This is a genomic window from Marinomonas sp. IMCC 4694, assembly GCF_008122525.1.
Taxonomy (GTDB): domain Bacteria; phylum Pseudomonadota; class Gammaproteobacteria; order Pseudomonadales; family Marinomonadaceae; genus Marinomonas.
Genome location: NZ_VSRV01000001.1, coordinates 2,950,609 through 2,963,174 on the forward strand (window position 1 = coordinate 2,950,609; position 12,566 = coordinate 2,963,174).

The following is a 12,566-nucleotide window of genomic DNA, read 5'->3' on the forward strand; positions in this document are numbered from 1 at the left end:
TACCTTATTTAAGGGGCGAAAATGCCATTGGCATTGCCAGCGTTGACGTCATGTTTGGTGTCAACCAATCAGGGCCACCTTTAGGAGGCCAAACGCCTTCTGCGACGGTTTTGGCTCGTATTTCAGCGCGTTCGTTAGCGGATTTATAAGGCCAAATTTGCGTAAAACGAGGGCCGCCATCTAAGGAATACATCGCTATTGTTAACGCAGAATACTCGGTACGAGGGGGCACGGCTTCACGCCACTTTTCGATGGTCGGTGCCAAGCCGTTAAGTTTAGTATGATAAGTCCGAATTTCGTACACAGGGCCAAATTCACCGGTTTCAACCGCTGGCATAAAGTCCAACGGAATATAGCTGTCCATGTGCAGATCCACCAGCAAGTCGCCGCAGTTGAACGGATCACTGGACAGACGAATGCGCTTACGTTCTTCGATCAGATCTTGCTCGGTGTCATAGCCACGCAAAATATACACTTCGTTTAAAGGGCCGACGTCAGCAAACCATGCCCCCAACAGCGTACCTTTTGCTTCTGGCGCTTCCAAAAACGCTTGAATGCCCGCCGCGGCTTTTCCAGCACCAAAAATCACGGTTTTCAGCGTTGCAATGTCATAGTATTTCATCAGTATTTTCCTTTTTTTGAGTCGTTTCTGCTGACACAGAGACGCGATCGCCCTGCGCTAAATGATTCGCCACACGATAACCAAAGGTCATTGCGGGGCCTAACGTAATGCCGCCACTGGGATAGTGACCGCCAAAGATGCTCGACATATCGTTACCAACGGCATACAGGCCCTCGATCACGCTTTGATCCGTGCGACAGGCTTGGCCATGTTCGTTGGTGTCGATACCGGAGAAAGTCCCCAAGCTGCCTGGTACGATTTTGACCGCATAAAAAGGCCCCTGCTCTAACGCGGCCAGACTCGGGTTGGGGGTCTGTTCTGGGTCACCTTGAATTCGGTTGTAAGGGGAAGCGCCGCGTTGAAACTGGCGATCTATGCCATCTTTGGCGTCTTGGTTGAAACGCACCACTGTTTCTGTCAGAACCCCAACGGGTAGGCTCAATGTGCTGGCCAGTTCGGCGAGTGTACGCCCCTTCTTTAAATACCCCGTGCGCTCAAAATACGACGTCGGAAAGGGAAACGGTTTTGACCAGCCCAGCCCCCAACGTCGCTGCGCTTTATGATCGGCTACTAACCAACAATATGGTTGACGGTCTTTAGGGCTGGCATCAAACAAGGCGCGCATAAAGTCATGGTACGAATCGGCTTCGCTGGTGAAGCGTTTACCATTTGGTAAAACGGCGATAATACCGGGCTTAGCTCGTTCGATTAAATGCGGAAAATGAATAGGCTCTTTACCGTGCGGCACCAAAGACACTGGGCTCCATGCACCGGCGTTGGCTAAGTCGTTACGAATGCGTGCGCCAACGCGTTGCGCCATGGTAATGCCATCCCCAGTGTTGTCTTTCGGGGCCGCAGAGAAATGACCAAACGCCGCATTGCCGGTGAATTGTTCGGCTTGACGCTGTTTATCATGGGGGAAACCGCCCGCGGCCATTACCACGCCTTGACGCGCGGATAAAGAATATTCGATGCCATCAATCTTTACTTCCACCCCAGAAACACGGCCACAGTCATCGTGGGTCAAGGCGGTGACCGCTGCGTTGGTTTGGAGCCTTACGTCCAAATCCAGAGCGCTTTTCAATAAAGCGCCCACTAACGCATTGCCGTTGACCAGTTGTGTGCTGCGACCAAAACGCACCTTATCCATCAAATGACGCGTTAAGCGCTTAATAACGTACAAAAAAGAAGAGACGCGTCGTGTGGCATTAAAAAAGTGACGAATATCGGCACCGCTCGCAATGCCCATGCCCCACAATGAAATTACGGACAAGGGCGGACGCACATGGTGCTTCCAAGGCCCCAATTGACGACCATCAAACGGCGCCGCCGCTACTGAGCGCCCTCCCTGAGCATGCCCAGCAGATTGATGAAAGTCAGGCACGAGATTGCCATCGATAAAGCGCAAAGCGGTGTGCGTTGCGAAAAACTCGACCATGTCAGGCCCTGTCTGCAAAAACGCGTCGGCGCGAACGTCCAATGTATCGGCATGCATTTCACTGCACACATAACGACGGGGCGCCTCGACGTCTTCGTAAATACCGGCTTCAGTCGCCAGTGGGTTGCGCGGAATCCACAACCATCCTCCAGACCAGGCAGTGGTGCCTCCTAACCCCTCGGTTTTTTCCAAAACCAAAACCGATAACCCCAAATACGCGGCTCGAACTGCAGTGCTTAAACCACCGGCCCCAGAGCCAACCACAATAACGTCGTATTGCTGTGAAAGAGGAGAGGTTGTGGGTAACTTTCTTGCCATGCTAGGGCCCTGTCTATCGTTAATATTTACTCCCGTTTGGAGAAATATAACGAGGCTCTGCTCGCATCTCCTAGGGCTGTTGCGGCCTGACGTAAAGGGGCTACATATGTTTCCAGTACGTCTGGCGTCACTCTTACAGAGGGTCCGGCAACACTGACCGCGCCGATGGGCTCACCACTGTCAGGGTTGCACACCACCATGGCAATTGCCGCCATACCATCCAAATAACTGTCATGATTCACCGCGTATCCGCGTTCGCGCACCGCTTTTAACACCGCTAACAAGTCGGCCACCGTGATCGGCGCAAACACGCCAGGCGTTTCATCTTTGAACAAACCTTGGCGCATCACCAAGGAGATCGCCTCTTCATCACTCATGCGGGCTAACCATGCCTGACCGCCCGCAGAAGACGCAAGATGCACGACTTTGCCTTGGTCTTGACCTGGCTGATAACGCAAGCCCGAGGTGGAGCCTTGCGACACACCAACCCAGATCAAATCGCCATTATCGGCAAGAGACAAGCGCACCAATTCGCGAGTCTGCTGAGCCAGTTCATCCAAGATAGGCTGGCTTATATTGCCAATGCCTGTTTGCCCGAGAAAGGCCAAACCCAAGGACGCCAACTTGATGGTTAGCTCGTAATCTCCCATGCCGCGAACTTGACGCACATACCCCAAGCCTTCTAATTCTTTTAACAATCGATGCACGCCGCTGAGGGGCATATCCAGCGATTTTGCGATGTCGCTTACGGCACTGCCGATAGGCTGATACGCCAAAAACTCCATTACAGAGAGCGCTTTTGCTAAGGCACTGCTCATTTCACTGTCTCCTAAGTTGGTTTAAGTGTCGCTAAAACACGACTTAGCAGTGATTCTATTCACACTAACAAAAAAAAACCACAATGGAAACATATTTAATTATTGAAACTGTTTCAACTTTATGAAATAGTAAATGCCATAAAGACAAAAACACAGGGAATCATTCATGCGTCAACTCAACCCTTATACTGGTTTAAAACAGTGCTCTGATCTCACTCAATACGACATTATTGTTTTGGGGGCAGGAGCAGGTGGCATGGCGGCGGCGCTGTTTGGTGCAATAGAAGGAAAAAAAGTCTTATTGGTTGAGCGAACCCATTTTGTCGGTGGTACTACGGCATTATCCGGTGGCACAACTTGGGTCCCCATGACGCGCTATTTGCATGACACCGCCATGCAAGACAGCAAAGAAAAAGTGATGAATTTCCTAGATCATGCCGTTGGCAATCGCAGTAAACACTCTTTAAGACGCGCTTTCGTGGACCATGGCGCTAAGGCCATCGACACTTTAGTGGACCATACAGAAGTACGCTTTCGGGCCTGTGCTTATCACCCAGATTACTTGGCGGATTTACCCGATGCGTCGCTCAATGGCCGTGCGTTGGAGCCGCTACCCTATGTGGGCCAACGGCTAGGTAAGGCGCTAAACTTGCTGCGTCATCCCATTCCTGAATTTACTGTATTGGGCGGTATGATGGTCAACCGCGAAGACATAGGGCATTTGTTATCACGCTTTAAAAACGCGGCGTCTTTTTTATACACAGCACGCGTTGTGACGCAATACGCCATCGATCGCGCTCTGTACGGCCGCACTCGTCGCAGTGTTATGGGCCATGCTCTGGTCGCCAGAATGCTGCAATCTCTGTTAGACAAACACATTGATCTACTGGTCGATACCGAAACACTCGCTATTGATAACGATTCCAGCGCTCACGTATCGCAGCTGACACTTCGCCAACACGGTGAAAGTCGCCGACTGATCGCCAAAAAAGCCGTTATTTTGGCATCAGGCGGCTTTGCACGAAACCCAGAAAAACGCGCGGCATTACTGCCGTCTCAACTCCCAAACGATTCGCCTTCAGCGGAAGGGCACAGCAGCGACTTGCATGCGCAAGTCGAAGCTCTGGGGGCTCACTACGGCGAAGGTCACGATCAAGCGGCATTTTGGGCGCCGGTTTCCACACGATTACGAAAAGATGGCAGCACGGCGGTGTTCCCTCACTTTGTTTTTGACCGCTCCAAACCCGGCACCCTGTGCGTGAATGCGCGCGGTCAGCGCTTTGTCAATGAAACCGTGTCGTACCATGAATTTGGCAAAGCCATGCTGAATGGCGGACAAGACACGACCTACGCGTGGATCATTACCGATGCAAAAGGGCTGGAGAAATACGGCTTAGGCATGGTGCGTCTGGGGGGCGACAATCCTCACCCCTATTTGCAAGACGGCTACCTAAAAACAGGCGACAGCATCGCTCAATTAGCACAGCAAATACAGGTTGATGATGTTTTGTTAACGAACAGCATCCACAGCATCAATGAAGCCGCCAACATCGGACACGATAAAGCATTTGGCCGTGGCCGCACCGCGTATCAAAAAGCCAATGGCGACCCAAACCACCAGCCTAATCCAACGCTGGGCGCGCTCGATCAGCCGCCTTATTACGCCGTCAGGCTTCAACCTGCCGACATTGGTACAGCACAAGGGTTAGTGGGCAACGAACATGCGCAATTATTAACGCGTCAAGGCACGCCCATTGACCGCTTATACGCTTGTGGCAACGATTTGCATTCCATTATGGGCGGCACTTATCCCGGCCCTGGCATTACCATTGGCCCGGCCATTGTGTTTGCCTATCTCGCCATACAGCACGCGATTCGCTAAATAAAACAGGAGTTCCATACAATGACAGTGATTACCGGTGACACTCGGTTGTTTCCTATTTTGGGCGATCCCATCGCCCAAGTGCGTTCCCCAGAGTTTTTAACGCGCATTCTGCAACGTCGTCAAGAAAACGGCATAGTGACGCCCATGCACGTTGCTCCTGAGCACTTCACTCAGGTTATGGAATCTTTGCGGTACACACAGAACGTGCACGGCATTGTCATCACCATTCCACATAAAATTCCGGCTTTAGCGGCTTGTGACAGCACATCTGAACGGGCTCAGTTTATCGGCTCAGTGAACATCATCCGCAAGCAAAATGACGGCCTGCTGTATGGTGATAACGTCGATGGCATTGGGTATCTTGATGGGGTCAAAAAAGAAGGTTTTGAGGTGAGCAACACCCGCGCCTTATTAATTGGCGCAGGTGGCGCGGGATCTGCGGTGGCATTTGAAATTTTGCAGCGTGGTGCCGCATATTTGGCGATTTTCGACCTTGATCAGCAACGCCTTCATTCTCTGATCGAGCGCTTAAACATGCGCTTTCCAAATCGGGCAGGGGTGGGCAATCAAGACCCTACAGGCTTTGATTTTATTGCCAACGTAACCCCTGTAGGCATGCGCCCAAATGATCCGTATCCAGTAGACATTCACAAATTGCATAGCGGCCAGTTTGTTGCCGATGCCATCACGAAACCCGAGGTTTCCCCCATGATAGAGCACGCCAGAAGTCTAGGCTGTTGCACCATGGTGGGCGCGGGTATGTTCAACGCTGAGGCCGAAATACTGGTGGAATTCATGCTTAAAGATCCTGAAAAAAACACATAAAAACACCCCGCAGAAGGATCAACCTCTTCTGCACACAATGCCCAAAACGGGCCACACTCTCTGGAGGTTATGATGAAAAAAACAATAATTGGCGCCTTAACCGCACTGACATTGTCAACCACCGCTTTGGCGGCGTTTCCTGATAAAGACATTCAAGGCATTATCCAATGGGGAGCCGGCGGCTCCACAGACACAGTGATGCGCTCGATTTCACCCCACGTGGAGGCCGAATTAGGTACCGACATTATTTTGACCAACAAAACCGGTGGCGTGGGAGCAATTGCGCTTAAATACGTCAACAGCAAAAAAGACGACGGCTACACTCTATTAATGGGCGCAGAAAACCCTCAAATGTACAAGGTATTGGGGCTGGGTGACACCGACTACAATGACATGATCGCCATCAATGTCTTGGCCCGTGGCACTCCTGTTTTTGTCGCCAGTAACGAGGCACCATACAACAACATGAAAGAATTTACCGACTACATTAAGGCCAACCCAGGGACGGTAAAAATCGGTTCAACTGGCAACGGTGGTTTAACCTCGATCGTGATGGCGATGCTCAAGTCGCAGGTTGCTCTGGACTACACCAGCATTCCCTATAATGGTGACGGTCCAGCATTGACGGCCTTGCAAGGCGGCGCCATTGATGTAATGCCAGCGGTATTGGGTGCAACCATCGAGCAAATCAAAGCAGGCCGTATGAAGGTCATTGGCTTGGTCGATAAAGAAGCCAATAGACTGCTGCCCGGCATCGCGCCCATTACAGACACTTTTCCAGGGTTAAAAAGCTACCTGCCTTGGGGTCCTTTCTTTGGCGTATTTGTGAAACAAGGTACACCAGACGATGTGGTCAAAACGTTACAAGGCGCTTTTCATAAAGCCGCTTTTCATCCCGACTTTGTTGATTTAATGCAAAAACGCGGCTTCACCATTTTGAACATTTCAGGCGAAGAAGCGGATTACTTTTTGAGCGGCTACCGTTCTACATCTTCCTGGTTGGTGCACGACGCCGGTTTTTCTAAAAAATCCCCAGAAGCATTCCATATTCCTCGTCCTTAACTTGGCAATCAGCGCCGTGTTGTACGGCGCGAAAAGCATTAACTAAAGAAGTAGGCTCCACTGCTTCGCTCTTAGCGGGGAAGACACTCCCCGCTTTTTTTGCCCTTTTATCGGAGAGTATTGATGCATCAATCTACCCGTCGTCGGCCAGGTGAACGCTTGTTCGGCCTGCTCGTTTTGATCGCCAGTTTATGGCTGTTTTGGCAAGCATATAGCATTGCGCAATTTTCCTCATTGAGTTCATCTGGTGCACTGCCTCTTGCTGCCACAGCGATCATGGTCGTGAGTGCTTGCTTGGTTTTAAGCCACACCATGCGCCTCCCTTTAACACCAAATGTTCGCTTTGTACGTCATGTGTTCCCGCCTATCGTTGGCATTGTCGTGGCGCTCATTTTTATGTTTGCCATCATGCTGGAACCCGTGGGGTTTCTTCTTTCGGCGACGGTTTTCTTATTTCTGTCGATGACTTTTTTGCATCGCAAAGGCTGGGTCGTCAGCCTCGTCATGACATGGGCATCACTGGTTTTAGTGTATTGCGTATTTCGCCTGATTTTTAAGGTTATTTTGCCGGAAGGCATCATTCCTGAACGCGAGCTAATGGCGGCTGTATCTCATTGGTTTAACGCATTTTTCTAGGATAATACGATGGAAGCTTTGTCATTTTTCGCCATTTCTTGGGTGTCTCCTGAGCTCCTTGCGTTGACTGCGCTTGGCACATTTCTGGGCATTTATGTGGGCGCTATCCCAGGCTTATCGGTCACCATGGCGGTGTCCATTCTTATCTCATTTACTTTCTCATGGGATGTCAACAACGCCCTATGTCTTATGGTAGGTGTGTATATGGGAGGCGTTTATGGCGGCTCCCGTACGGCCATTTTACTGAATATCCCTGGGGCACCCTCTGCTATCGCGACGGCGCTCGATGGCTATCCGCTGGCACAAAAAGGGCTGGCCGGAGAAGCCATCGGGTTGTCAACCGTCATGTCGGTGATTGGGGGATTTGTGGGCATTATGGTGCTTGCCGTTGCCGCGCCCGTAGTGAGTGATTTTGCCATCAGCTTTCAACCAAGAGACTACATGCTACTCGGTGTGTTAGGCATCATGCTGGTGGGCTCCTTGTCTGGAAACAGCCTTGCAAAAGGCATCTTAGCAGGGGCATTTGGGATAGTGATTGGAACCGTCGGCTTAGACCCGCTGACCGCAGAAGAGCGCTTCACATTCGGTGTTGTTGACCTGTGGAATGGCATCAACCCCGTGGCAGTGATGATTGGCTTGTTTGGCATTTCAGAAGCCCTGACACAGCTTCATTATATGGACAAGATTACCGTCAAGCAGGTTATTCATCGTATTGTGCCAAAATGGAAAGACGTAAAACGCTTTTTGCCCTTAAGTTTGCAGTCGTCCTCTATCGGCGTCATTGTCGGCGCATTGCCTGGTACTGGAGGAGACATTGCCGCTTTAATGGCCTACGACTATGCAAAACGTACCACAAAAAATCCCGACGTCCCCTTCGGTGAAGGTGCAAAAGAAGGGCTAGTTGCACCAGAGTCTGCAAACAATGCCGCCGTGAGCGGTGCCTACATTCCTATGCTAACCCTCGGAATTCCTGGCGATGCCGTGACGGCGGTATTCATCGGCGCCCTGTTTATTCATGGGCTCAATCCAGGACCACTATTGATGATAGAGCAACCCAATATTTTCTGGTTCACGGTAGGCAACCTCACCCTAGCCAACCTCTTTATTCTGGTGTTTGGTCTCACTGGCATTCGACTATTTTCTAAAATTGTGGAGTGCCCAAAAGGGCTGCTCATTCCCATCATCTTCTTGCTGTCAATTGTCGGCGCTTATTCGATCAACAACGCCGTTACCGATGTGTGGTGGATGCTCGCATTTGGCGTCATTGGCTACTTCATGAAACAATACGGCTACCCTGTGGGACCTGTAATACTGGGCGTTATCCTATCGCGTTTAATTGACGAAAACTGGCGCCGCGCCATCTTATCAGAACAAGGAAGCCTCTCAGGCTTTTTCGGTGAAGCCCTCACCAGCCCGTTGTCCTGTGTGCTCATGGTCACTATCATCGGCTTATTTGTCTCACACACCCCACTGTGGACAGGTAGGAACAAAAACAAAATCTAACGCCCATTGCACAATAAAACACCAAATAAGAAATAAAAGCCTATTTGGTGTTTTAGGACTAAAGCGCACCCCTCCCTACGCGTTCAGTTTATGCACTAGCCCTTGAATCCCCAATACATACCCTTGCACGCCCATACCAACGACGATGCCGGTGGCAGCGGGGGATATATAAGAGTGATGACGGAAGGCTTCACGCGCGTGTACGTTGCTGATGTGCACTTCTATCACGGGGACGTCGGCACCTTTTATAGCGTCGTGCAGTGCAATGGACGTGTGGGTGTAGGCGCCAGGGTTGAACACGACACCCAACACTTCGCCTGTTTTAATACGTCGGCCTGCTTCGTGGAGGAGATCCACCAGCACACCTTCGTGGTTTGATTGATGGCATTCCACTTGGTGACCCAGTTTGGCAGCCGCTTCACGGCACAGAACTTCCACGTCAGCCAAGGTTTCATAACCGTAGGTGGCAGGCTCGCGGGTGCCCAGTAAGTTTAAGTTTGGGCCATTCAATACCATAATGATCGACATAATACACTCTCCTAAAAAATGAAAACCTTGCGTTTGCGCTGTTACACCAAAAAATGCAATAAGGCGGTCAAGGTAAAAAACGATAACACAGTGGTCACCAGCAAGCTGCTTGCGCAGACGTTTTGCTCTCCGTATTGCCCACCCACAATCGGGTAAATGCTGAACATGGGGACGCAAGCAAAAATCATGATGGCAATGTTTAAATCGTTTGGCATGGTAGGTGTTAGCCTTAACAGTGAGGCCACTACCAATGGAAAAACAATCAATTTAGACAACGCCACCAAAGACAGCGGCCCTATGCGACCCTTAATAGACAACCCCACCAAGGAGCCGCCAATGACGATTAACGCGGCGGGGGCCGAGCCCATGGCAAGCACATCTAATCCCTGCGCTATAAACGCCGGCAAGGTGATGCCTAATGACGCAAAAGCGACGCCGGTAAAAACGGCGACAATGATGGGATTGGTGACGATGCGTTTTGCTACAGAGAAGGCAAGAGGCTTACCATTAGCGCTGCGTTTGCCTAACACGGCTTCAATAAAGATCAGTCCCGCCGGAAAAAGAATGACATTTTCCACCATGATCACCATGGCAAACGCGTGCATCATAGGATGGTCAAATACCTGCAACAAAATAGGAAAGCCGACAAACGCGCTGTTTGACATGCTACCGCCTAACCCATGAACACCACTGATCGCCCAAGGTTCGCGAAACGCGAATCGGCTGATCAACACAGTGAACACGAAAGCAAACATGCCTCCTGCGGCATACAGCATCATGTATTGGGGATGAATCAGCTGACCAACATCCATGCTGACTATTTTAGTGAACACTAACGCCGGCAAGGCAAAATACAGCACAAAACGACTCAAGCCTGGCAATAATTCTTTTGGGATAAAGCCCAAACGCCCACCCAAATAACCGAGCAGTATGAGGAAAAAAATCGGGGCTGTTATGTTGATTACCGCTTCCATGTGATCCTACTTTTTCTGATGAATGACGAAGTCTGTGTGATATTGAGACAATGGCAGCTTAATGGTTATTCCGCTAGGCGGGCTGGCGAATTTTCGCGGTAGACGCCATCGCTGTGGTCAAATCGGTGTCGGGCAGAGCGAGACCTTTATCAATATGTGAGTTCAACAGCGCAAGAACGGCGTCGATATCGTCATCCAAGAGGGCGGTTAATAACGCCTGATGATCGTCCATGGAGGCGCGTCCACGAAAAGGGCGACGGTGCAAAGCCAATACCTGATAGCGCATATAAAGCTCAATCACCGAGGCATGATAACGAATAAGTTGCTGAGAACCGCAATGAGATACCATAATGACATGAAAGTCACGATCGGCTTTTTCCCATCGTTGAACCTGTCCGCCCTCGTCTTCCATCATGCGTTTTTCGATACAATATAGCCGAAAATGCGCACTGATCAGCGCCGACTTCCACCCCATGTGCCCTTCGGTATTTTCCATGGACTTACGCACACCGGACAGCTCCAACATTTGCCGAAGCTCCAACAGTTCGTATAAATCAGCGCTGGACACAGGTTTGACCGTAAAGCCTTTTTGATCTACAAACTGAACAAAACCATCGGACACCAGACGCATCAGCGTTTCACGTAACGTGTTCACACTGGCGCTGTATCTCAGTCGTAGCGCATTCAGCTTTAACTTTTCTCCTGGCGACAAAACGCCCGTCACTATGTCTGAGCGAAGTTGTTCATAGACAGATTGCCCTACTAATTTACGGTCGTCGGTACTGATCATGGAAACAAGAAGCCTTTTTTACGGTTCGTTTACTGAGCGGTTTGCACCAGCAAACTAAAAGACGCCACACGGCGCCTTTTAGGGTGACTTATTCTATGAGTTTATGTGCTGTGCAACAATGCCTAGATCACAGCCTAAATCAATGAACTTACCACGTTGTATTTTTCACGGAACTGATCCCAGACCGGCTTAACGTCGGTGATTTTTTCACCGGTGAAAATCTCAAACGCATCAATCGCTTGGTAAAAGAACAAATCAAAACCCGAGACAATTTGCAACGATTTACGGTTGGCTTCCACCAAAAACTCAGTGTCCATAGGGGTGTAAACCGCATCAAAGGCCCATTTTTGGCCATAGATCAAGTCCGCTGCAATCGGCATACCTGGGGTTTTTAAGTGCCCAACCGGAGTGCAATTTACCAAACCGTCAGCGTCGGCGGCAGCGGCAGCAATGTCTTCTTTGGCCACCACCCGGGCAGAGTAACCAGCGCGATTAATGGCGTCGACTAAAGACTGCGCACTGGCTTCACTCAAGTCCGTGACCAGCACTTCCGTCGCGCCTACTTCAAATAAAGCAAAACCAATGGCCCGGCCAACACCACCCGCGCCTATCATCAGTACTTTTCCGGCTGGCAAATCGCCAACGCGACCTTTATAACCACGAATAAAGCCCGTGTAATCGGTGTTAAACGCGCAAACCTTACCGTCTTTTAATAACAAGGTGTTGGTCGCACCGACTTTTTTGACCGCGTCGTTTACTTCGTCGGCGCTGTCTATCGCAATTTGCTTATAAGGAAAAGTAACGTTCGTTCCGACAAAACCCAACGCGCGAATGTCCGCCAGTTTTGCATTAAAAGACGCGGCAGAACTCTCTTCCGGCACTTGCAATTGGTAATCCACAGGAAGTTGCTTCAACTCTCCAAGCATCATATGCAAGGAAGGGGAACGAGACGCCGCGATAGCCTGACCGATTAAACCGATATGTAACATAGTATTGCCTCCGACGTATGCCAAAAAGGAATGTCATCGCCTTGATAAAAAAATAGAAGGACAAACAAGCCATACTTAGCATCAAGCCGTCATGGCTCATAACCCAGCCTTTTGTTCACAAAGCCTTAGTGTATGGTTACGCCGCGATGAGCAGATTGAAGATAAGAACGCTTCTTTA

The 12,566-nt window shown here is 50.3% G+C and carries 12 protein-coding genes; 5 read left to right on the forward strand and 7 right to left on the reverse strand.

Going from position 1 to position 12,566, the window contains the following annotated elements; translation table 11 throughout:
* Positions 1-4: 4 nt before the first annotated feature.
* Genes FXV75_RS13450 through FXV75_RS13460 form a run of 3 tightly spaced genes read right to left on the reverse strand, consistent with a single transcriptional unit; the run spans position 5 to position 3,196 of the window.
* Positions 5-622, reverse strand: a complete 618-nt coding sequence (locus FXV75_RS13450) for an NIPSNAP family protein (RefSeq protein WP_148834154.1) — start codon at positions 620-622, stop codon at positions 5-7.
* On the reverse strand, positions 609-2,378 hold the full coding sequence (locus FXV75_RS13455; RefSeq protein ID WP_148834156.1) for an FAD-dependent oxidoreductase: 1,770 nt from the start codon (positions 2,376-2,378) through the stop codon (positions 609-611). The genes FXV75_RS13450 and FXV75_RS13455 overlap by 14 nt, the downstream gene beginning before the upstream one ends.
* Before the next feature lie 26 nt (positions 2,379-2,404).
* Entirely contained in the window at positions 2,405-3,196 is a 792-nt protein-coding gene (locus FXV75_RS13460; protein WP_148834159.1) for an IclR family transcriptional regulator, read from the reverse strand.
* A gap of 166 nt (positions 3,197-3,362) precedes the next feature.
* Here FXV75_RS13460 and FXV75_RS13465 point away from each other — a divergent pair, with 166 nt between their 5' ends.
* The 5 genes from FXV75_RS13465 (at position 3,363) to FXV75_RS13485 (ending at position 9,107) form a co-directional block, all read left to right on the forward strand.
* Positions 3,363-5,078: an FAD-dependent oxidoreductase gene (locus FXV75_RS13465; protein ID WP_148834161.1), complete on the forward strand. Its 1,716-nt coding sequence runs from the start codon at positions 3,363-3,365 to the stop codon at positions 5,076-5,078.
* Positions 5,079-5,099: 21 nt separating this feature from the next.
* Complete coding sequence (locus FXV75_RS13470) at positions 5,100-5,906, forward strand: shikimate dehydrogenase family protein (RefSeq protein WP_148834163.1); 807 nt, start codon at positions 5,100-5,102, stop codon at positions 5,904-5,906.
* A gap of 72 nt (positions 5,907-5,978) precedes the next feature.
* Complete coding sequence (locus tag FXV75_RS13475; protein WP_148834165.1) at positions 5,979-6,968, forward strand: Bug family tripartite tricarboxylate transporter substrate binding protein; 990 nt, start codon at positions 5,979-5,981, stop codon at positions 6,966-6,968.
* Between the two features lie 123 nt (positions 6,969-7,091).
* Positions 7,092-7,604, forward strand: coding sequence for a tripartite tricarboxylate transporter TctB family protein (locus tag FXV75_RS13480; protein WP_148834167.1), 513 nt, complete (start codon positions 7,092-7,094; stop codon positions 7,602-7,604).
* 9 nt (positions 7,605-7,613) lie between these two features.
* A complete protein-coding gene (locus FXV75_RS13485; protein ID WP_148834169.1) occupies positions 7,614-9,107 on the forward strand; it encodes a tripartite tricarboxylate transporter permease in 1,494 nt (497 codons plus the stop codon).
* A 75-nt stretch (positions 9,108-9,182) separates the two neighbouring features.
* Here the strand turns inward: FXV75_RS13485 and aroQ are convergent, their stop codons facing one another.
* From aroQ to FXV75_RS13505, 4 genes are all read right to left on the reverse strand, one after another.
* Positions 9,183-9,635, reverse strand: a complete 453-nt coding sequence (aroQ, locus tag FXV75_RS13490) for a type II 3-dehydroquinate dehydratase (RefSeq protein WP_148834171.1) — start codon at positions 9,633-9,635, stop codon at positions 9,183-9,185.
* A gap of 41 nt (positions 9,636-9,676) precedes the next feature.
* Positions 9,677-10,609, reverse strand: a complete 933-nt coding sequence (locus FXV75_RS13495; protein WP_148834173.1) for an AEC family transporter — start codon at positions 10,607-10,609, stop codon at positions 9,677-9,679.
* A 73-nt stretch (positions 10,610-10,682) separates the two neighbouring features.
* Positions 10,683-11,399: a GntR family transcriptional regulator gene (locus tag FXV75_RS13500; protein WP_148834175.1), complete on the reverse strand. Its 717-nt coding sequence runs from the start codon at positions 11,397-11,399 to the stop codon at positions 10,683-10,685.
* 134 nt (positions 11,400-11,533) lie between these two features.
* Positions 11,534-12,388, reverse strand: a complete 855-nt coding sequence (locus FXV75_RS13505; RefSeq protein ID WP_148834178.1) for a shikimate dehydrogenase family protein — start codon at positions 12,386-12,388, stop codon at positions 11,534-11,536.
* Positions 12,389-12,566: the final 178 nt, after the last annotated feature.

What these genes read in the sequence shown, in the direction of transcription:
- FXV75_RS13450 (WP_148834154.1), bottom strand. Translation starts at nt 622, where the DNA reads ATGAAATACTATGACATTGCAACGCTGAAAACCGTGATTTTTGGTGCT.
- FXV75_RS13455 (WP_148834156.1), bottom strand. Translation starts at nt 2,378, where the DNA reads ATGGCAAGAAAGTTACCCACAACCTCTCCTCTTTCACAGCAATACGAC.
- FXV75_RS13460 (WP_148834159.1), bottom strand. Translation starts at nt 3,196, where the DNA reads ATGAGCAGTGCCTTAGCAAAAGCGCTCTCTGTAATGGAGTTTTTGGCG.
- FXV75_RS13465 (WP_148834161.1), top strand. Translation starts at nt 3,363, where the DNA reads ATGCGTCAACTCAACCCTTATACTGGTTTAAAACAGTGCTCTGATCTC.
- FXV75_RS13470 (WP_148834163.1), top strand. Translation starts at nt 5,100, where the DNA reads ATGACAGTGATTACCGGTGACACTCGGTTGTTTCCTATTTTGGGCGAT.
- FXV75_RS13475 (WP_148834165.1), top strand. Translation starts at nt 5,979, where the DNA reads ATGAAAAAAACAATAATTGGCGCCTTAACCGCACTGACATTGTCAACC.
- FXV75_RS13480 (WP_148834167.1), top strand. Translation starts at nt 7,092, where the DNA reads ATGCATCAATCTACCCGTCGTCGGCCAGGTGAACGCTTGTTCGGCCTG.
- FXV75_RS13485 (WP_148834169.1), top strand. Translation starts at nt 7,614, where the DNA reads ATGGAAGCTTTGTCATTTTTCGCCATTTCTTGGGTGTCTCCTGAGCTC.
- aroQ (WP_148834171.1), bottom strand. Translation starts at nt 9,635, where the DNA reads ATGTCGATCATTATGGTATTGAATGGCCCAAACTTAAACTTACTGGGC.
- FXV75_RS13495 (WP_148834173.1), bottom strand. Translation starts at nt 10,609, where the DNA reads ATGGAAGCGGTAATCAACATAACAGCCCCGATTTTTTTCCTCATACTG.
- FXV75_RS13500 (WP_148834175.1), bottom strand. Translation starts at nt 11,399, where the DNA reads ATGATCAGTACCGACGACCGTAAATTAGTAGGGCAATCTGTCTATGAA.
- FXV75_RS13505 (WP_148834178.1), bottom strand. Translation starts at nt 12,388, where the DNA reads ATGTTACATATCGGTTTAATCGGTCAGGCTATCGCGGCGTCTCGTTCC.